Below are 17,954 nucleotides of genomic sequence, written 5' to 3' on the forward strand. Positions count from 1 at the left end.
GAGGTGCCCCCAGGCGGATGGTCCCCGTCACCGACTCGTGCGGGCCGTGTGCAGGACACAAAGGTGCCAAAGGCCGAGTCTAACGGGGCGGAGGTGTACGAAGAGCCCGTGGGCCGTCAGGCGAGATACGCCGGGGCCGCCACGGGCAGGGTAAATCGGAACTCGGCGCCGCCTTCGGGGGCGCGGCCGACCGTGATGGTGCCTCCGTGGGCTTCCACGATGCCCTTGACGATGTAGAGCCCGAGACCGGTGCCGCCGCGCTTGCTGCCCCGCCAGAAGCGGGTGAAGACGCGGTTCATGGATTCCTCCGGGATGCCGGGCCCTTCGTCGCTCACCGTGACCGACGTGCCGCTTTCCTCGCCCTCGCGGGGGGATGCCGAGGGTGTGACGTCAATGGTGACGGTTCCCTCGCCGTGTCGCATGGCATTTTCGATGAGGTTGCTGAGGACCTGGTCGATCTTGTCGGGGTCGGCCCACAGGGCGGGCAGCGGCTGGTCGACGCGGAGCAGGAACCGGCCGGCGGGCTGGCCTGCGGCGACGTAGGCCTGGATGTGCCGGGAGACGGCGGCGCCGATGTCGACGGGCTGGCGGCGCACCTCCAGCCGTCCGGAGTCGATCCGGGAGATGTCCAGCAGTTCGGCGATGAGCCGGGTGACCCGGTCGGCGTCGGCGTCGACGGTCTCCAGCATGAGCCGCTTCTGGTCGTCGGTGAACCGTTCCCATTTCGCCAGCAGGGTGGCGGTGAAGCCCTTCACGGAGGTCAGCGGGGAGCGCAGCTCGTGGGCGACGGTGGCGATCAGCTCGGCGTGGCTGCGCTCGGTACGGCGCCGGGCCTCGGTGTCGCGCAGGGAGACGACCACGCACCGCACCGGCCCCAGCGGCTCGTCGCGCACGTAACGGGCGGAGACGAGCACCTCACGGCCGCCCGGCAGCAGCAGGTTGCGCTCCGGCTGCCGTACCCGGATGGCGAGCCCGCTGTAGGGGGCGGTCAGCTGCCACCAGCGGCGCCCCTCCAGGTCCTCCAGGGGCAGCGCCTTCTCCAGCGGCTGCCCCAGGGCGTCGGCGGACCGTACGGCGGTGATGCGCGCGGCGGCCGCGTTGAAACAGGTCACGCGGCCGTGCTCGTCGGCGACGACGAGGCCGTCGGGCAGCTGGTCCGGGTCGAGGCCCGCATGATCGCCCCGCCGGGGCACGGGTGTGTGCCGCGCGTCCCGGCCCTCCGGCGTGGTGCTCGTGCCGGCCACACTCATCCCCGTACCCCACCTCTCAGACGGCGCAGGGCCCCGAGTTGGTCACCCTACTAGCTCTCGGTGACAGAGCGGCACCCTCCGGAGGCGCGCTGTGCACGGGCCGACGCATAGAGACATACGGCGGCGGCGGTGGCGAGGTTCAGGCTCTCGGCCTTCCCGTGGATGGGGACGCGTACGACGGCGTCGGCGAGGGCGCGGGTCTCCTCCGGCAGCCCCCAGGCCTCGTTCCCGAACACCCAGGCGCTGGGGCCGCCCATGGCGCCCTTGTCCAGCTCCTCGTCCAGGTCGCGGTCGCCTGCGCCGTCGGCGGCGAGGATGCGCACCCCGGCCGCCTTCAGGCCGGCCACGGCCCGCTCGACGGGGACGCCGACGGCGACGGGCAGGTGGAAGTGCGAGCCCACGGAGGCCCGGACGGCCTTGGGGTTGTACAGGTCGACGGAGGCGTCGGTGAGGATCACGGCCTCCGCGCCGGCGGCGTCGGCGCAGCGCAGCACGGTGCCGGCGTTGCCGGGGTCGCGCACGTGGGCGAGGACGGCGACTAGCCTGGGCCGGGCGGCGAGGATGTCCTCGAAGGGGGTGTCCAGGAACCGGCAGACGCCGACCAGCCCCTGCGGGGTGACGGTGGTGGAGATGTCCGCGATGACCTCTTCGGAGGCGAGGTGCACCCGGGCGCCGGCGTCCCGCGCGGCCCCGATGATGTCGGCGTACCGCTCCGCGGCCTCGACGGTGGCGAACAGTTCGACGAGGGTGGGGGCGCCGTCGACCCGGTGTCCGGCCGCTTCCCTGACGGCCTGCGGCCCCTCCGCGAGGAACAGCCGGTCCTTGCCCCGGAAGTTCCGCTTCCCGAGCCGGCGGGCGGCGGACACACGGGCGGACCGGGGAGAGATCAGCTCGGGGCTGAGGGGGGCCATCCTCTACTTCACCTTCAGGAGAGTTCCTATGTTTCCAGCACCGGTGGGCCGCGGCGCCCCGTAAGGGGCGCGGGGAACTGCGCGGGACGCCACGACGCACCCGCGGCCGACCGACGACCGAGCCGCCGCGGCAACGACAGGACCCGCAAGCCATGCAGCCTGCGGGTCCTCGGTGAACGTCGGCTCAGAGCCAGCGCGGCGTCACGCAGCCTTGGGGGCGTTGACGTCCGACGGCAGCGCCTTCTGCGCGACCTCGACGAGCGCCGCGAAGGCGTTCGCGTCGTTCACGGCCAGCTCGGCCAGGATCTTGCGGTCGACCTCGATGTTCGCGGCCTTCAGACCCTGGATGAAGCGGTTGTAGGTGATGCCGTTGGCGCGGGCAGCGGCGTTGATGCGCTGGATCCACAGCTGACGGAAGTCGCCCTTGCGCTTCTTGCGGTCGTTGTAGTTGTAGACCAGCGAGTGGGTGACCTGCTCCTTGGCCTTGCGGTAGAGGCGCGAACGCTGACCGCGGTAGCCGGAGGCCTGCTCGAGGATCGCCCGGCGCTTCTTGTGGGCGTTGACTGCCCGCTTGACGCGTGCCACTTGTTAACTCCTTGTAGCGGGGTCGTGGTGGTACTCACACGACCCGGAAACGACTGGGTCCCGGTGTTGACGTACGGCGCTCAGAGGATGGCGAGCGCCGCTACGTCACTTGCCGAGAAGCTTCTTGATCTTCGCGGCGTCGCCCGGGGCCATCTCGGCGTTGCCGGTGAGGCGACGCGTGACGCGGGACGACTTGTGCTCGAGCAGGTGGCGCTTGCCGGCGCGCTCACGGAGCACCTTGCCGGAGCCGGTGACCTTGAAGCGCTTGCTGGCACCGCTGTGCGACTTGTTCTTCGGCATAGCGCCGTTCTCTCCTCGTCGGTGGCGCTCCGGTGCCCGGTCGTGAAACCGGGCACTGTGGAGCGTCGCTCTTCTTTCGGTTACATCCTCGGGGACGTGCATCCCCCGGGATCACGCCTCGGCAGGCTCCTCGGACGGCGCCTCAGCCTCGGCAGGGTTCTGCGACTTACCGGGGTTCGCCTTCGCCTCGGCCTTGCGGGCCTCCTGCGCCTGACGGGCCTCGGCCATCGCCTCGGTCTTCTTCTTGTGCGGACCGAGGACCATGATCATGTTTCGGCCGTCCTGCTTCGGGTTCGACTCCACGAAACCGAGGTCCTGGACGTCCTCCGCGAGACGCTGAAGCAGTCGGTAGCCCAGCTCGGGGCGGGACTGCTCACGGCCACGGAACATGATCGTGATCTTGACCTTGTCGCCCTGCTTGAGGAACCGGACGACGTGACCCTTCTTGGTGTCATAGTCGTGCGGGTCGATCTTCGGCCGGAGCTTCATCTCCTTGATGACCGTGTGCGCCTGGTTCTTGCGCGCCTCACGGGCCTTCATGGCCGACTCGTACTTGAACTTCCCGTAGTCCATGAGCTTGCACACGGGCGGACGGGCGTTCGCCGCGACCTCGACCAGGTCCAGGTCGTACTCCTGCGCAAGCTCCAGTGCCTTAGCGAGCGGGACGATGCCCACCTGCTCGCCACTGGGACCGACAAGTCGCACCTCGGGAACGCGAATCCGGTCGTTGATGCGGGGCTCGGCGCTGATGGATCCTCCTCGGTAGCACCACGCGACGGTCTGGCGGACAGCCGCGTAACGTCTGTGTTCGTTAGACCTGACCGCGCCGAAGCAACAAAAATCGCCCCGGACGATCACAGGCGGGGCTCCAAACACTTCCGGAGCACCGCCGCGATATCGCGGGGCGCGCTTTCGGGCGACTCCATCGTCCGTACGGAACGATGGTGGCCGCCTGACCGGGGACCCGCCGTCCCGGGGGATGGTCAGGTGGGAGATCGGAGCCTCCACTTGTGGGCTGGGCACGTCATGTCCAGCCGGTCGTTACACGAGGTTACCAGCATCGGTGGGGAAGGGCTAATCGGGGAGCCCCCCGCCCGCCGGGCGGGCCCGGTCCGGACACGGCTTATCGTGTGGGGCATGAGTGACACCCCTCCTGAGTCCCCCGACTTCGACGCGATGACCCGGGACATCGCCGAGGTCCCCGCCGTCGAGGTGATCGTGACGGTCGCCGTCAACCTGATGAGCGCCGCCGCCGTGAAGCTCGGGCTGAGCGAGGAGGGCGAGAAGTACAAGGACCTGGACGAGGCCCGGAAGCTGATCAGCGCCCTCGCCGGCCTGCTGGACGCGAGCGCGACCGAGGTCAGCTCCTTCCACGCCGCACCGCTGCGCGACGGGCTGAAGTCGCTGCAGCTGGCGTTCCGCGAGGCCTCGATCGTCCCGGACGAGCCGGGCCAGGGCCCCGGTGAGAAGTACACCGGGCCCGTCTACGGCTGAGCTATTCCTTCACGTACAGGGGCTCGCCCGGAGGCGTGGTCCCGGCCGGCAGCAGTGCCAGGTCGAGGCCGCGCACCAGGCGGGCCCTGAGTGTTTCGTCGGCGGCGAGGCGCCCGGCGACCGCGCGGGCGGCCTCGGCGGGCGTCGCGGCCGGGTCGAGCACGAGGGCGAGGGTGCCGTCGGCCTGTCCGGGCCCGAGATGGGCGCGGAGCACGGCCGGTTCCGCGGCCACCGCCGCGCGGACGGCCTCCACCACGGCGGGGTCGGTGAGCGGGTCGACGCTGGTGCGGCCCTCGGCGAGGGCGAGCAGCGCCGGGCCGGTCAGTTCGAACGGTACCGGGCCGGCGAGGTCGAGCACGACGGTGTCGGCCTTCTCGTGCGCGGCGGCCTGTAGCGCCTGGTGCAGCGGTACGGCGACCGGACGGGCCTCGGGGTCCCAGCGGGCGAGGGAGTCGGTGGAGGTGAAGGCGGGCAGCGCGGTGCGGTGGCCGGCCTTCAGGGTGGGAACGGCCATGTCGCTGGTCTTCTCGCGGCGCAGCCCGTTCTCGTCCTCCTCGACCTCGCCGAGCACGGCGACGACGGGGACCAGCAGGCGGGCGCCCTTCAGGGCCTCCAGCACGGGGCCGAGGGCACCGCGGTCCTCGGCCCAGGCGGCGAGCGCCGCGCTCAGCCGGGGGTCGGCGGAGCCGTCGTCGTCGGAGAAGCCGGGGTCGGGGATGTTCTTGTTCGCCACGGTCACCGACCCTATAGCCACGCCCCCGCCCACCCACACGGGAGCCTTCGGCCGAGCGGACGGGGATCCCCACGGGAGCCCTCGGCTGGGCGGACGGGGATCCTCACGGGAGCCCTCGGCCGAGCAGATGGGCGGTCCTCACGGGAGCCTTCGGCCGGGGCGCACGGGGATCCTCACGGGAGCCCTCGGCTGGGCGGACGGGGATCCTCACGGGAGCCTTCGGCCGGGCGGACGGGGATCCTCACGGGAGCCTTCGGCTGGGCGGACGGGGATCCTCACGGGAATCTCAGCGCTTCCTGATCCGGGGCTCATGCCGGCCCGACGGAGCGCACAGTCCGCGCCCCGAGCATCGCGGGCATGGAGTCCTCCGGAGCCCGCCGCCGCCCGCGCCCGTCCCGTCGTCGCACACGCCCGTCCCGGCGCCGCGCGCTGCTGTGCACCGTGCTCGCCGTCGCCGCCGTGGGCGGGGTCACGGCCGCCGGCACGGTCTGTGTGAAGGCGCGGGCGCGCTCCGGGACCGCCGCCGTATCGTCGGCGGCGTCGCCCTCGGCCGCTTCCTCGGCCGGGGCGGGCGAGGAGGCATCGGTGGAACCCGTGACGGAGCCCGCGGTGGACCGGGACGCACTGCTGAGCGCGGCGATGGCGAGGGTCGCGGTGCCGGCGGGCGCGAAGGTGTCGGTGGCGGTCCAGGCGGTGGACTCCGGCGAGAGCGCCGGGTACGGCGACGCGGCCTTCGACACGGCGAGCATCGTCAAGGTCGACATCCTGGCCGCCCTGCTGCTCCAGGCGCAGGACGCGGGCCGGCGGCTGACGGCCGCCGAGCAGGCGTACGCCGCGAGGATGATCGAGAACAGCGACAACGCGTCCGCTACGGCGCTGTGGGCCACGATCGGGCGGGCGGCCGGCCTCGACGCGGCGAACGAGCGCTTCGGGCTGACGCGGACCGTGGGCGGGGACGGCGGGCTGTGGGGGCTGACCCAGACCACCGCGGCGGACCAACTGGTGCTGCTCCGGCAGGTGTTCGGGGAGGAGTCGAAGCTGAGCGCGGCCTCGCGGACGTATCTGCGGGGCCTCATGGAGGCGGTGGAGACCGATCAGCAGTGGGGGGTCGCGGCGGCCGCGGTGGGCAGCTCCTGGGCGCTGAAGAACGGGTGGCTGCCGCGCAGCGCGACGGGGCTGTGGGACGTCAACAGCATCGGCCGGGTGACGGTGGACGGCGCCGACTACCTGGTGGCGGTGCTGTCGAACGGCACGGCGAGCCGGGCGCGGGGCGTCTCCCTGGTGGAGGCGGCGGCGCGGGCGGCGGTGTCGTCGTTCACGGGTGGGTGATCCGGCACCGCGCGGCCGAGGGATCCGGCCCGCGAGACAGATGCGCGCAACCGAGGGATCGGGTCCGCGCGGCACGTGAGCGCGGCCTGGCCGGACGAGGGTCGCCGTCCGCGCGAGGTCCCGCGCGGGCGGCCGGGCCGGACGAGGGCGCCGTCCGCGCGAGGTCCCGGTCCCGCGCGATGTTCCGGCTCCGGCCCCGGAAGGGGCGAGTGCCTCTTCTACGACCGCCTCACCGTTCCGTCAGGGCCGGTGACCCGGAGCCGCAGCCGTGGCCGGTGCGGCCGTTGCCCAGGGTCGGGGCGCCGCTCGGCGGCCGGTGTCGGGAGTCAGGCCGTTCTTCTGCGGCTTCGCCAGAGGATCACCCCGGCCACCACGAGGACGACGCCCGCGCCGCCGGCGAGCGGGGCCGCCCAGTCGGCGGCGCCGCCGGTGTCCCCGGCCGTGTCCGGCCCGGTGCCGAAGTACTTCTCGTCGTACGCAGCGGCGCGCAGGCCGCCCTGCGGTGTGAGGCGGGCGGCCGCCTTCAGGGCCGCCGCCGGGTCGATCATGCCGAAGCCCCGGGAGTCGTCCCGGCCGCCCACCGGGGCGTTCCGGGCGGTGTCCTCCAGGAGCTTCTTGATCTGGGCCGGGGTCAGATCAGGGTGGGCCGACCTGACCAGGGCCGCCGCGCCGGAGACGAAGGCGGAGGCCGCGCTGGTGCCCCAGCCCGCGTAGTACTTGTGGTCGGGGTCGGCGATGACGACGTCGACGCCGGGCGCGCTGACGGCCGCGTACCAGCGGCGGGTGGAGAACGCGGCGCGGGTGCCGTACTTGTCGACGGCGGTCACCGAGATGACGCCCGGGTAGGCGGCCGGGTAGGAGACGTGGTCGCCCTTGTCGCCGCCGTTGCCCGCGGAGGCGACGACGACCACGCCCTTCTTCAGGGCGTACTGCACGGCCTCGTCCTCGCCGGGTTCCGGGTGGGCCGAGTCCGAGTCGTCGCCGAGGGAGAGGTTGATGACGTCGGCGCCGTGGTCGGCGGCCCACCGGATGCCGTCGGCGAGGGCGTTGCCGCGGGTGGTGCGGGCCTTGGCGCGGGCGGGGTCGCCGTCCTCCAGGATCACGCGGACCGGCAGGATCTTCGCCTCGGGGGCCACGCCCATGACGCCGTCGGTGCCGCCGGGACCGTGGCCGTGTCCGGCGATGATGCCGGCCATGGCGGTGCCGTGCCGGGCCCAGGTGCGGTCGCCGGGTCCGGCGCCGAAGCCGATCATGTCCTTGGCGGGCAGGACGTTGCCCGCGAGGTCCGGGTGATCGGTCTCCACGCCGGTGTCGAGGACGGCGACGGTGATGCCCTGGCCCTTGGTGGTCTGCCAGGCCTCGTCGAGGTGCAGGGCGGACAGGCCCCACTGCTGGCCGCGGAGGCCGTCGGCGTGGGCCGGGGTGGACGGCAGCAGGGCGAGGGAGCCGGCGAGCAGCAGGCTCAGGGCCGCTCCGGGCGCGGCCGCGCGGCGGTGGCGGCGCGTCGATCGGGTCATGAGGACTTCTCCGTGGCCGTTCCGACGGTCGTGCGCAGGCGCCGTTCGATGCGGTCGGCCAGGCCCTGGGCCTCGTTGCCGAGGCCGGCCTGGGCGGGCGCCGTGGTGGCGCCTGAGCGGACGGCGTCCGCGGCGGGCTGGGGGGCGTCGACGGTACGGCCGTCGGCCCAGCCGGAGACGGCGAAGGCGACGACGGGGGCGTCGGTGAGCACGGAGATGGTCCAGGAGGCCCGCTGCGCGGCGCCGAACCCGGCGGCGGCGGTGCGGGGGGCCGCGTAAGGCCGGGGCATCAGGTCGGCGCGCCGGTCCAGGTGCTCGTCGCGGAAGCGGGCGGCGAGCGCGGACATGCCCGCGGGGTCGGCCTTGGTGAAGAGCAGGCCGACGGTGGTGACGTAGCTCTGGGTGGCGTCGGTGTAGGTGGCGCGCAGCAGCCGCCGGCAGCCGACCGGGGCGAGCGCCGTGTGCAGGAGCGGGTCGAAGGCGTGGGCGCAGCCGGTGTCGGGGGCGACGGCGATCCGGGTCCAGCTGCGGTCGGCGCCGCCGGGTCCGGCGCCCGTGCCCTGGACGGTGGGCGGGAACAGTTCGTCCACGGGCACGCTGTGCCAGAGCGTGCCGGCGGTGGTGAAGGCGGTCGCGGCGGCGCCGTCCTCGCCGTCGCCGGTGAGCCAGCTTCCGGTCAGGGCACCGCCGATGAGGCCGAGTCCGAGTACGAGGCAGGCGGCGGCAGCGACGGTGCGCGGTGCCACGCGGAGGCGGGGGCGCTCGCCGGACAGCTCGGGTTCCGCGAACGACACGACGGGCCGGCCGGCCGGGGCGGCGCTCCAGGAGTGGGCCGGGTCCGGGGTGACGGGGTTCGCCGGGCGGGCCGGTGCCATCGGGTTCCAGGCGCGGGCGCCGGGTGCCGGTTCGGTGCGTCCGGGCACGGCGGAGCGGGCGCGCTCGGCGGCGACGGCCGGTGTGCCGCCGGCGTCGGGCATGGCACCGGTACGGGGGTCGCCCGCCGCCCCGCCGGACGCGGCCGTGGGCTGCGTGGGGGCGGGGTGCCGGGGTCCGGGCGCCGAGGAACGCGGTGAGCCGGGCGGCGGGGAGCCGGGCGGGGGGCTGAACGGCGACGGTGACGGCGACGACGGCGACGGCGACGGCGACGGCGACGGCGACGGCGACGGCGACGGCGACGGCGACGGCGAGGACGAGCGGATGGGGCGCAGTCGCGCGGTCGTCTCCGACGGGGTCTCCGCGGGGACGCCCTGCTTCCGGGGTTGCCTGCCGGGCCGGAGCCGGGCCGTGCTCTGCCCGCCCGTCTCCGCCGGGGGCGCGTCGGGGAACCGGGCCGAGGCGGGGGGCGGGGGCGGGCTCACGGGGTCGGCGACGCCGGGCACGGCCGAATGCCGGAACGCCGGCCCGGGCCGGCCGACGGGCGCGGAGTCCCCCGCACCCGGCGCCACGCCCCGGACTCCCGCACTCCCGGCTCCCGCACTCCCGGCTCCCGTACGCCCGGACCCGGTGCTCCCGGCTCCCGCGCTCCCGGCACTGGTGTCCCCGGCACGTCCGGGCGCGTGCGCCGGCGGCCGGGTGGCCCGCGGAGTGAACACCGACGGCTCGTCGTCCGGTTCACCGGCCGGTGCCCGGCCGACGGGACGGGTGGCGGCGGAGCGTGACGGCGGCCGCTGGGGTGGGGGCCCGGGGACCGTGCCCCGCGGCCCAGGCTCACCGCCGGTACCGACGGGCTGCCCGGGCGAAGCCGACGGACGGGGCGGGGCCGACGCATCGCGCTGACCGGGCTGAGTAGAGGGACCGGACGTGACCGGGGCGTGGGACTGCCCGGGCGAGGCCGGCGGACGGGGCGGGGCCGACGCATCGCGCTGGCCGGGCTGAGCAGAGAGACCGGACGGGGCGTGAGACTGCCCGGGCAAGGCCGACGGACGGGGCGGCACCGGGGCGTGGGACTGCCCGGGCGAGGCCGGCGGACGGGGTGGGGCCGACGCATCGCGCTGAGCGGGCTGAGTCGACGGGCGGGGCGGGGTGGGGGGCTGGCCGGGCGGGGTCGACGGGCGGGGCGGGACGGGAGCGTGCCGCGCTTCCGTGCTCATGCACCCCCCGTTTCCTCGTGCCCGGGCCGTGTCCTCGCACGCGGGCCGACCTGCTGCTCGGCCGCGCCCGGCGCACAAGCCGTCCCGGGCACGCATACCCGTACGGCTGGACCGGCATCCCGGTTCACCTGGTGCGCCGGTGCGTTCCGCCGTACGTGCGCGTCACTCTACGGCTTGTCGGGGGCCGGGACGGAACCGGTCCACGAGCCCGGGGCATCTGCCCGGAACGTCCCCCTACCCTGCGGTAATCCTGTCTGGCAGGCTTCCGTCATGACTGCGCCTGCCGCCGACCGGGCCCGTTACGACCGGGCCACCGCCCATCTCGACGCCCCTCTCGCGATCGTGGATCTCGACGCGTTCGACGCCAACGCGGCCGACCTGGTGCGCCGCGCCGCCGGCAAGCCGGTCCGGGTCGCCAGCAAGTCGGTGCGCTGCCGGGCCCTGCTGGAACGGGTCCTGGCCCGGGACGGCTTCCAGGGCATCATGTCGTTCACCCTGGCCGAGTCGCTGTGGCTCGCGCGGTCCGGGTTCGACGACATCCTGCTGGCCTATCCGTCGGCCGATCGCGCCGGGTTCGCGGAGCTGGCCGCGGATCCCAAGCTCGCGGGGGCCGTCACCGTGATGGTGGACGACCCGGCGCAGCTCGACCTCATCGACGCCGCCCGTGCCGGCGGGCGTGAAGTGGTACGAGTGTGCCTGGAGTTGGACACCTCGCTGAAGCTGCTGGGCGGCCGGGTGCGGGTGGGCGCCCGCCGCTCGCCGCTGCACTCCCCCGCCCAACTCGCCGAACTGGCGCGGTCGGTGGCCCGGCGGCCGGGCTTCCGGCTGGTGGGGATCATGGCGTACGAGGGACACATCGCCGGTGTCGGGGACACGGTCGCCGGCCGGCCCCTGCGCTCCCGGGCGGTCCGGCTGATGCAGACCGCCGCCCGGCGGGAGCTGGCCGGGCGGCGGGCCGCGGTCGTCCGGGCGGTACGGGCCGTCGCGCCGGACCTGGAGTTCGTGAACGGCGGCGGCACCGGCAGCGTGCAGCACACCGCGGCCGAGGACGCGGTGACCGAGATCGCGGCCGGCTCGGGGCTGTACCTGCCGCGGCTGTTCGACAACTACACCTCCTTCACCGGCCGCCCGGCCGCTCTCTTCGCCCAGCCGGTGGTCCGGCGCCCCGGGGTGGGCGCCGTCACCGTGCTCGGCGGCGGCTATCCGGCCTCCGGCGTCGCGGGTCCCGACCGGCTGCCGGTGCCGTATCTGCCGGAGGGGCTGCGGTACGACCCGCAGGAGGGCCCCGGGGAGGTGCAGACCCCGCTGCTGGGTTCGCCCGCCGACGACCTGCTCATCGGCGACCGGGTCTGGTTCCGGCACGCGAAGGCGGGTGAGCTGTGCGAACGGTTCGAGGCGCTGCACCTCGTCCGGGGCGACGAGGTGACGGCGACCGTGCCGACCTACCGGGGCGAGGGGCACACGTTCCTGTGAGGCCCCCTACAGGGGCGTGACGTAAGCGCCGGCGATCCCGCCGTCCACCAGGAAGTCGGTGGCGTTGACGAAGGAGGAGTCGTCGCTGGCCAGGAAGGCGACGGCGGCGGCGATCTCCTCGGCCTCGGCGAACCGGCCGACCGGGATGTGCACCAGGCGGCGCGCGGCCCGCTCGGGGTCCTTGGCGAACAGCTCCTGGAGGAGCGGGGTGTTCACCGGCCCGGGGCACAGGGCGTTGACACGGATGCCCTCGCGGGCGAACTGCACGCCCAGTTCGCGGGACATGGCGAGGACGCCGCCCTTGGAGGCCGTGTACGAGATCTGGGAGGTGGCCGCGCCCATCCGGGCCACGAAGGACGCCGTGTTGATGATGGAGCCCTTGCCCTGGCGGCGCATGTAGGGGATGGCGGCCTTGCAGCACAGGTAGACGGAGGTGAGGTTGACCTCCTGGACGCGCTTCCACGCCTCCAGGCCGGTCTCCAGGATGGAGTCGTCGTCGGGCGGGGAGATGCCGGCGTTGTTGAAGGCGATGTCGACGCTGCCGTAGGTGTCGTAGGCCGTCTCGAACAGTGCCTCGACCTGCTCGGGGTCGGTGACGTCGACCTTGACGAAGAGCCCGCCGACCTCGTCGGCCGCGGCCTTGCCACGGACCTCGTCGACGTCGGCGCAGACGACGTGGGCGCCCTCGGAGGCGAGCCGGCGGGCGGTGGCGAGTCCGATGCCGCTGCCGGCTCCGGTCACGACGGCGGTACGGCCGGCCAGGCGGCGGCAAACGATGTTGTCGGTCACTGTGCGGGGCCCTCCGTGCTGATGAAGACGTTCTTGGTCCGGGTGAAGGCGGTCAGGGCGTCGGGGCCCAGTTCACGGCCGAGGCCGGACTGCTTGAAGCCGCCGAACGGGGTCCAGTAGCGGACGCTGGAGTGGGAGTTGACGGACAGGTTGCCGGCCTGGACGGCCTGGGAGACGCGCAGGGCGCGGCCCACGTCCCGGGTCCAGATGGAGCCGGAGAGTCCGTAGGGGGTGCCGTTGGCGAGGCGGACGGCGTCCTGCTCGTCGGTGAAGGGCAGGAGGACGGCGACCGGGCCGAAGATCTCCTCGGTGGCCGCCGGGCCGTCCGGCCGTTCCCCGGTGAGGACGGTCGGCGGGAACCAGAAGCCGGGCCCGTCGGGGGCGGTGCCGCGCAGGGCGGGGGCGTCGTCGGGGACGTAGGACCGTACGCGGTCCAGCTGCTGCCGGGAGATCAGCGGGCCCATCCGGGTCTTCTCGTCGGCGGGGTCGCCGACGACGACGTCGGCCAGGGCGCCGGCGAGGAACTCGCGGGCCGCTTCGAACACCGGCTCGTGGACCAGGATGCGGGTGCGGGCGCAGCAGTCCTGGCCGGAGTTGTCCAGGAAGGAGAAGGGGTCGAGGGCGGCTTCGAGGTCGGCGTCGGCGAAGACGATGTTGGGGCTCTTGCCGCCGAGTTCGAGGGTGACCGGCTTGACCAGGCGGGCGCAGCGTTCCATGACCTCGCGGCCGGTACGGGTGGAGCCGGTGAACACGATCTTGGCGATGTCCGGGTGGTCCACCAGGGCGCGTCCGGCGGTGGCGCCGTAGCCGGGGACGGCCTGGAAGACGTGCTCGGGCAGGCCCGCCTCCAGGGCGAGTTCGGCGAGGCGGAGGGCGGTGAGCGGGGTGGTCTCGGCGGGCTTGAGGACGACCGCGTTGCCCGCGGCGAGCGCCGGGAAGGAGCCCCAGGCGGCGATGGGCATCGGAAAGTTCCAGGGGGCGATCACGCCGATCACGCCGAGGGGTTCCTGGAAGGTGACGTTCCAGCCGCCGGGTGCCGGGATCTGGCTGCCGAGCAGGCGTTCGGCGCCGCCGGCCGCGTAGAGGAGCAGATCGCGGGCGTTGCCGGCCTCCCAGCGGGCGTTGCCGAGGGTGTGGCCGGCCTCGCGGACCTCCAGCCCGGCGAGTTCCTCGGTGTGGGCGTCGACGACGTCCGCGAAGCGGCGGAGCAGCCGGGCCCGGTCGGCGGGGGCGAGGGCGGCCCAGGTCCGCTGGGCCCGTGCGGCCCGTGCGACGGCTGCGGCGACGTCCTCCTCGCTCGCGGCGGGAACGGTGGCGACGACCTCTTCCGTGGCGGGGTTCAGTACGCGGAGTTCGTGCTCGTGCGGGTCAGTCAAGGGATGACCTTTCACAGGCGTTCGAAGGAGCGGCGCAGCTCCCAGTCGGTGACCGCGGCGTCGAAGGCCTCCAGCTCGACGCGTGCCAGGTTGCGGTAGTGCGCGACGACCTCGTCGCCGAAGGCGGCCTTGGCGATGGGGCTGTTCTCCCAGAGTTCGGCGGCCTCGCGGAGGGTGGTCGGGACGTGCTCGAAGCCGGCGGTGTAGGCGTTGCCCGGGCACGGGTCGGGCAGTTCGAGCCGCTGCTCGATGCCGTACAGGCCGGCCGCGACCAGGCCCGCCACCGCCAGGTACGGGTTGACGTCCCCGCCGGGCAGGCGGTTCTCGAAGCGCAGGGAGCGGCCGTGGCCGACCACGCGCAGGGCGCAGGTGCGGTTGTCGTGGCCCCAGGCGACGGCGGTGGGTGCGAAGGAGCCCGGCTGGAACCGCTTGTAGGAGTTGATGTTGGGGGCGTAGAGCAGGGAGAAGTCACGGAGTGCGGCGAGCTGTCCGGCGAGGAAGTGCCGCATCACCTCGGACATGCCGCCGTCCGGGCCGCCCGCCATGACGTTGGTGCCGTCGGCGTCGGTGAGTGAGAGGTGGATGTGGCAGGAGTTGCCCTCGCGCTCGTTGTACTTGGCCATGAAGGTGATCGAGACGCCCTCCTGGGCGGCGATCTCCTTGGCACCGGTCTTGTACAGGGCGTGCTGGTCGCAGGTGGTGAGGGCCTCGTCGTAGCGGAAGGCGATCTCGTGCTGGCCGGGGTTGCACTCGCCCTTGGCGGACTCGACGGTGAGGCCCGCGCCGGCCATGTCGTTGCGCAGGCGGCGCAGCAGGGGTTCGATGCGGCCCGTGCCGAGGATGGAGTAGTCGATGTTGTACTGGTTGGCGGGGGTCAGGCCGCGGTAGTTCGCGTCCCAGGCCTGTTCGTAGCTGTCCTTGAAGACGATGAACTCCAGCTCGGTGCCGACCTGGGCGGTGTAGCCGAGTTCGGCGAGGCGGTCGAGCTGGTGGCGCAGGATCTGGCGGGGGGCGGCGACGACCGGGGCGCCGTCGCTCCAGGCGAGGTCGGCGACGAGCAGGGCGGTGCCGGGGTGCCAGGGGACGCGGCGCAGGGTGGCGCGGTCGGGGTGCATGGCGAAGTCGCCGTAGCCGCGCTCCCAGGAGGACATCGCGTAGCCGTCGACCGTGTTCATCTCGGTGTCCACGGCGAGGAGGTAGTTGCAGCCCTCGGTGCCGTGGTGCAGCACCTCGTCGAGGAAGAAGCGGGCGGCGAACCGCTTGCCCTGGAGCCGCCCTTGCATGTCGGGGAAGGCCAGGACGACAGTGTCGATCTCACCGCTTGCGACGAGGGCGTGCAGTTCCTCGACACTGAGCGGGGGTGTGCGGTCTGCCACGGGAGAGCCTCCTAGGGCGCCATCGCGCTTTTTCGGCCGGGCCGGGAGCCATAAGGTATTGCGGAGAACCATTGCTTGGGAAGGGGGTACGGCGGATGTCGCAGGACTCGGACCTGAACGGGCTGGGCGACCGGCTGACTGCGGTGCTGCGGCCGGTGCGGGCGGGCAACGGCTTCGAGGAGGCGCTGGAGCAGATCCTCCAGGTCGTCCGGCTGGGCCTGGTGCCGGGCGGCGAGCGGCTGCCGGCCGAGCGGGAGCTGGCGGAGCTGCTCGGGATCAGCCGGGTGACGCTGCGCGAGGTCCTGAAGGTGCTCCAGGACCAGGGCCTGGTGGAGGCGCGGCGCGGACGGTACGGCGGAACGTTCGTGCTGCCGCGCCCGGACGCGGGCGGCGAGGGCGAGCTGCGGCGCCGGATCGCCGAGGTCGACATCGAGGACGTGCTGCGCTTCCGCGAGGTGCTCGAGGTGGGAGCGGCCGGGCTGTGCGCGGCGCACGGGCTGGACCGGGAGCAGGCTCAGCGGCTGCGGGAGGCGCTGGACCGCACCCACGGGGCGCCGCTGGCGGACTACCGGCGGGCCGACACGCTGCTGCACCTGACCCTGGCCGAGCTGTGCGGCTCGCCGTCGCTGACCGCGCAGTACGCGGCGGTCCGGGCGACGGTCAACGACCTGCTGGACTGCATCCCGCTGCTGGTGCGCAACCTGGAGCACTCCCAGCGGCAGCACACCGCGCTGGTGGAGGCGGTGCTGGACGGGGACGCGGACGGGGCGCGGGAGATGATGCGCGAGCACTGCGCGGGCACGGCGGCCCTGTTGCGGGGCTTTCTGGCATGAGCCGGATCTGCAAAGGTATTACCGGGAACCTTTGAAGGGGCTGTCCTGGAGCAGGCCCTGGAAGCAAGCACCTTTGGATGCCAGGGAGGGCAGCATGACCGTACGGCCGCTGATCGGCGTGAGCACGTATCTGGAGTCCGCCGCGCGCTGGGGCGTGTGGGAGCTGGACGCGGTGCTGCTGCCGGCCGGTTATCCGCGTCTGGTGCAGCGGGCCGGCGGGCTGGCGTTCCTGCTGCCGCCGGACGGCCCGGAGCGGGCCGCCGAAGCCGTGGCCCGGCTCGACGGGCTGGTCGTCGCCGGCGGCCCGGACGTCGACCCGGCCCGGTACGGCGCCGAGCGTTCGCCGCGGACGGGGCCGCCCGCGCCGGAGCGGGACGCCTGGGAGCTGGCACTGATCGGGGCGGCGCTGGCGGCGGGCGTGCCCCTGCTCGGCGTCTGCCGGGGCATGCAGCTGCTCAACGTCGCCCTCGGCGGCACGCTCGTCCAGCACCTGGACGGGCACGCGGAGGCGGTCGGCGTGTTCGGCGGGCACCCGGTGAAGCCGGTGCCGGGGACGCTGTACGGCGGCATCGTCCCGGAGGAGGTGACGGTGCCGACGTATCACCATCAGGCGGTGGAGCGGCTCGGCGAGGGGCTGGTCCCGTCGGCCTACGCGGCGGACGGGACCGTGGAGGCCGTGGAGCTGCCGGCGGACCGGGGCTGGGTGCTGGGGGTGCAGTGGCACCCGGAGATGGGTGAGGACCCGCGGCTCATGCGGGCACTGGTCACAGCCGCCTCCTGACCCAGGCCGGCGGCGTCGCCCCGGCCCGCCGGAAGGGGTGCAGAGTGCGCAGGCCCGGCGCCGCCGGCCGCAGCGATCCGCGCGGGAAGTCGCCGGCGAGAGCGGCGGGGTGGGTTCGGGTCGCTTTCCGGGTGCGGGTGCGTGGTGGCCGGTCGCGCCGTTCTCCGCGCCGCTGGGGGCGGTTTCAGGCTCGGGTGAGGGACAGCAGTTCCCGGGCCGGGCCCGTGGGGCGGTGGCCCGTCGGCCATACCGCCCGCAGGTCCCGGCGCAGCGAGACGCCCTCGACCGGGATGCTGACCAGGCGCCGCATCGCCAGCTCCTCCCCCACCGCCAGCTCGCTGAGGACCGAGGGTCCCGCGCCGCTGACCGCGGACGCCTTCACCGCCGTCGTCGAGGACAGCTCGATCAGCGGCCGGGCCAGACCGCCGAGCGCCGCGTCCAGGACCTGGCGGGTGCCGGAGCCGCGTTCGCGGAGGATGAGCGGCGTCTCAGCGAGTTCCCGCGCCGTCAGGGGGCGCCGGCGGCGGGCCCACGGGTGGCCGGGCGCGGTGACGACGATCAGCCGGTCGCGGGCGATGACCGCGGAGTCCAGGCCCGTGGGCACGTTCAGGCCCTCCACGAAACCGAGGTCCGCCTCCCCGGTCAGCAACAGCTCCGCGACCTTCGCCGAGTTGCCGGCGAGCAGGGAGACGGCCGTGTCGGGACGCTCGGCGTGCAGCGCGAGGAGCCAGCCGGGCAGCAGGTACTCGGCGATGGTCATGCTCGCCGCGACCCTGAGCCGCGAGTCCCGCCGGTCCCGCAGCGCCCGCGCACCCGCATCGAAGGCCGCCGCCGCCTCCACCACCCGCCGGGCCCAGTCCGTGACCAGGGCGCCCGCGTCGGTGAGCCGGGAACCGCGCGGCGAACGGTCGACGAGGGCCACGCCCAGCTGCCGTTCCATGGAGCGGAGCCGGCTGCTCGCGGCCGGCTGGGTGATGCCGACCTCCCGTGCCGCCGCGCCGAGACTGCCCAGCCGTGCCACCGCGAGCAGCAGCTCCAGCGCGGCGAGGTCCGGCACCCGGTGCGCCAGCGAATCCCTGCTGTTCCGCTGTCCCTCCACCTCGCTCATAAAACCAGC

General features: G+C 73.9%; 17 protein-coding genes. 5 read left to right on the forward strand and 12 right to left on the reverse strand.

The features are described 5' to 3' along the window. Positions 1 to 116: 116 nt before the first annotated feature. The 5 genes from JK361_RS23660 to infC all read right to left on the reverse strand — a co-directional run bounded on the left by JK361_RS23660 (position 117) and on the right by infC (position 3,796). Positions 117 to 1,250 carry a sensor histidine kinase gene (locus tag JK361_RS23660; RefSeq protein WP_201821511.1) on the reverse strand — a complete coding sequence of 378 codons (1,134 nt, stop codon included), beginning with the start codon at positions 1,248 to 1,250 and terminating at the stop codon, positions 117 to 119. Positions 1,251 to 1,300: 50 nt separating this feature from the next. After that, positions 1,301 to 2,161 (reverse strand): TrmH family RNA methyltransferase, encoded by an 861-nt coding sequence (locus JK361_RS23665; protein WP_201821512.1) that lies wholly within the window; start codon positions 2,159 to 2,161, stop codon positions 1,301 to 1,303. A gap of 201 nt (positions 2,162 to 2,362) precedes the next feature. Continuing rightward, the gene (gene rplT, locus JK361_RS23670) at positions 2,363 to 2,746 is read right to left on the reverse strand and encodes a 50S ribosomal protein L20 (RefSeq protein WP_016642495.1); all 384 of its coding nucleotides are present in this window, start codon (positions 2,744 to 2,746) and stop codon (positions 2,363 to 2,365) included. Positions 2,747 to 2,851: 105 nt separating this feature from the next. Then, a complete protein-coding gene (rpmI, locus tag JK361_RS23675; RefSeq protein WP_004933563.1) occupies positions 2,852 to 3,046 on the reverse strand; it encodes a 50S ribosomal protein L35 in 195 nt (64 codons plus the stop codon). 111 nt (positions 3,047 to 3,157) lie between these two features. Beyond that, positions 3,158 to 3,796, reverse strand: coding sequence for a translation initiation factor IF-3 (infC, locus tag JK361_RS23680; RefSeq protein ID WP_078637498.1), 639 nt, complete (start codon positions 3,794 to 3,796; stop codon positions 3,158 to 3,160). Between the two features lie 387 nt (positions 3,797 to 4,183). Between infC and JK361_RS23685 the strand changes: the two genes are divergently transcribed. Then, on the forward strand, positions 4,184 to 4,540 hold the full coding sequence (locus tag JK361_RS23685; protein WP_201821513.1) for a DUF1844 domain-containing protein: 357 nt from the start codon (positions 4,184 to 4,186) through the stop codon (positions 4,538 to 4,540). A 1-nt stretch (position 4,541) separates the two neighbouring features. Here the strand turns inward: JK361_RS23685 and JK361_RS23690 are convergent, their stop codons facing one another. Further along, the gene (locus JK361_RS23690; RefSeq protein WP_201821514.1) at positions 4,542 to 5,273 is read right to left on the reverse strand and encodes an SseB family protein; all 732 of its coding nucleotides are present in this window, start codon (positions 5,271 to 5,273) and stop codon (positions 4,542 to 4,544) included. A gap of 357 nt (positions 5,274 to 5,630) precedes the next feature. Between JK361_RS23690 and JK361_RS23695 the strand changes: the two genes are divergently transcribed. Continuing rightward, the gene (locus JK361_RS23695) at positions 5,631 to 6,602 is read left to right on the forward strand and encodes a serine hydrolase (RefSeq protein ID WP_201821515.1); all 972 of its coding nucleotides are present in this window, start codon (positions 5,631 to 5,633) and stop codon (positions 6,600 to 6,602) included. A gap of 326 nt (positions 6,603 to 6,928) precedes the next feature. On the opposite strand, the gene mycP is transcribed toward JK361_RS23695, so the two are convergent. Next, positions 6,929 to 8,119: a type VII secretion-associated serine protease mycosin gene (gene mycP, locus JK361_RS23700; RefSeq protein ID WP_201821516.1), complete on the reverse strand. Its 1,191-nt coding sequence runs from the start codon at positions 8,117 to 8,119 to the stop codon at positions 6,929 to 6,931. Further along, positions 8,116 to 9,096, reverse strand: a complete 981-nt coding sequence (locus JK361_RS23705; RefSeq protein WP_236053463.1) for a hypothetical protein — start codon at positions 9,094 to 9,096, stop codon at positions 8,116 to 8,118. The genes mycP and JK361_RS23705 overlap by 4 nt, the downstream gene beginning before the upstream one ends. A 1,383-nt stretch (positions 9,097 to 10,479) precedes the next feature. Between JK361_RS23705 and JK361_RS23710 the strand changes: the two genes are divergently transcribed. After that, on the forward strand, positions 10,480 to 11,682 hold the full coding sequence (locus JK361_RS23710; RefSeq protein WP_201821518.1) for an amino acid deaminase/aldolase: 1,203 nt from the start codon (positions 10,480 to 10,482) through the stop codon (positions 11,680 to 11,682). Between the two features lie 6 nt (positions 11,683 to 11,688). On the opposite strand, the gene JK361_RS23715 is transcribed toward JK361_RS23710, so the two are convergent. The 3 genes from JK361_RS23715 to JK361_RS23725 are packed head-to-tail and all read right to left on the reverse strand — an operon-like array spanning position 11,689 to position 15,223. Then, positions 11,689 to 12,471 (reverse strand): 3-oxoacyl-ACP reductase, encoded by a 783-nt coding sequence (locus tag JK361_RS23715; RefSeq protein WP_201821520.1) that lies wholly within the window; start codon positions 12,469 to 12,471, stop codon positions 11,689 to 11,691. After that, positions 12,468 to 13,847, reverse strand: a complete 1,380-nt coding sequence (locus tag JK361_RS23720; RefSeq protein WP_201821522.1) for an aldehyde dehydrogenase family protein — start codon at positions 13,845 to 13,847, stop codon at positions 12,468 to 12,470. Before JK361_RS23720 ends, JK361_RS23715 begins: the two co-directional genes overlap by 4 nt. 11 nt (positions 13,848 to 13,858) lie before the next feature. After that, a complete protein-coding gene (locus tag JK361_RS23725) occupies positions 13,859 to 15,223 on the reverse strand; it encodes a glutamine synthetase family protein (protein ID WP_201821524.1) in 1,365 nt (454 codons plus the stop codon). A 95-nt stretch (positions 15,224 to 15,318) separates the two neighbouring features. Between JK361_RS23725 and JK361_RS23730 the strand changes: the two genes are divergently transcribed. Together JK361_RS23730 and JK361_RS23735 are read left to right on the forward strand one after the other, a co-directional pair. Then, positions 15,319 to 16,056, forward strand: a complete 738-nt coding sequence (locus tag JK361_RS23730) for a FadR/GntR family transcriptional regulator (protein ID WP_201821525.1) — start codon at positions 15,319 to 15,321, stop codon at positions 16,054 to 16,056. A 94-nt stretch (positions 16,057 to 16,150) separates the two neighbouring features. After that, positions 16,151 to 16,837 carry a gamma-glutamyl-gamma-aminobutyrate hydrolase family protein gene (locus JK361_RS23735; protein WP_201821526.1) on the forward strand — a complete coding sequence of 229 codons (687 nt, stop codon included), beginning with the start codon at positions 16,151 to 16,153 and terminating at the stop codon, positions 16,835 to 16,837. 184 nt (positions 16,838 to 17,021) lie between these two features. Here JK361_RS23735 and JK361_RS23740 read toward each other — a convergent pair whose 3' ends face one another. Further along, positions 17,022 to 17,945: a LysR family transcriptional regulator gene (locus JK361_RS23740; RefSeq protein ID WP_201821527.1), complete on the reverse strand. Its 924-nt coding sequence runs from the start codon at positions 17,943 to 17,945 to the stop codon at positions 17,022 to 17,024. Positions 17,946 to 17,954: the final 9 nt, after the last annotated feature.

Origin of the sequence: Streptomyces musisoli (assembly GCF_016741855.1) — a bacterium.
Taxonomy (GTDB): domain Bacteria; phylum Actinomycetota; class Actinomycetes; order Streptomycetales; family Streptomycetaceae; genus Streptomyces; species Streptomyces musisoli.

What these genes read in the sequence shown, in the direction of transcription:
- JK361_RS23710 (WP_201821518.1), top strand. Translation starts at nt 10,480, where the DNA reads ATGACTGCGCCTGCCGCCGACCGGGCCCGTTACGACCGGGCCACCGCC.
- JK361_RS23685 (WP_201821513.1), top strand. Translation starts at nt 4,184, where the DNA reads ATGAGTGACACCCCTCCTGAGTCCCCCGACTTCGACGCGATGACCCGG.
- JK361_RS23665 (WP_201821512.1), bottom strand. Translation starts at nt 2,161, where the DNA reads ATGGCCCCCCTCAGCCCCGAGCTGATCTCTCCCCGGTCCGCCCGTGTG.
- JK361_RS23735 (WP_201821526.1), top strand. Translation starts at nt 16,151, where the DNA reads ATGACCGTACGGCCGCTGATCGGCGTGAGCACGTATCTGGAGTCCGCC.
- JK361_RS23705 (WP_236053463.1), bottom strand. Translation starts at nt 9,096, where the DNA reads ATGCCCGACGCCGGCGGCACACCGGCCGTCGCCGCCGAGCGCGCCCGC.
- JK361_RS23730 (WP_201821525.1), top strand. Translation starts at nt 15,319, where the DNA reads ATGTCGCAGGACTCGGACCTGAACGGGCTGGGCGACCGGCTGACTGCG.
- mycP (WP_201821516.1), bottom strand. Translation starts at nt 8,119, where the DNA reads ATGACCCGATCGACGCGCCGCCACCGCCGCGCGGCCGCGCCCGGAGCG.
- JK361_RS23660 (WP_201821511.1), bottom strand. Translation starts at nt 1,250, where the DNA reads ATGAGTGTGGCCGGCACGAGCACCACGCCGGAGGGCCGGGACGCGCGG.
- rpmI (WP_004933563.1), bottom strand. Translation starts at nt 3,046, where the DNA reads ATGCCGAAGAACAAGTCGCACAGCGGTGCCAGCAAGCGCTTCAAGGTC.
- JK361_RS23695 (WP_201821515.1), top strand. Translation starts at nt 5,631, where the DNA reads ATGGAGTCCTCCGGAGCCCGCCGCCGCCCGCGCCCGTCCCGTCGTCGC.
- JK361_RS23740 (WP_201821527.1), bottom strand. Translation starts at nt 17,945, where the DNA reads ATGAGCGAGGTGGAGGGACAGCGGAACAGCAGGGATTCGCTGGCGCAC.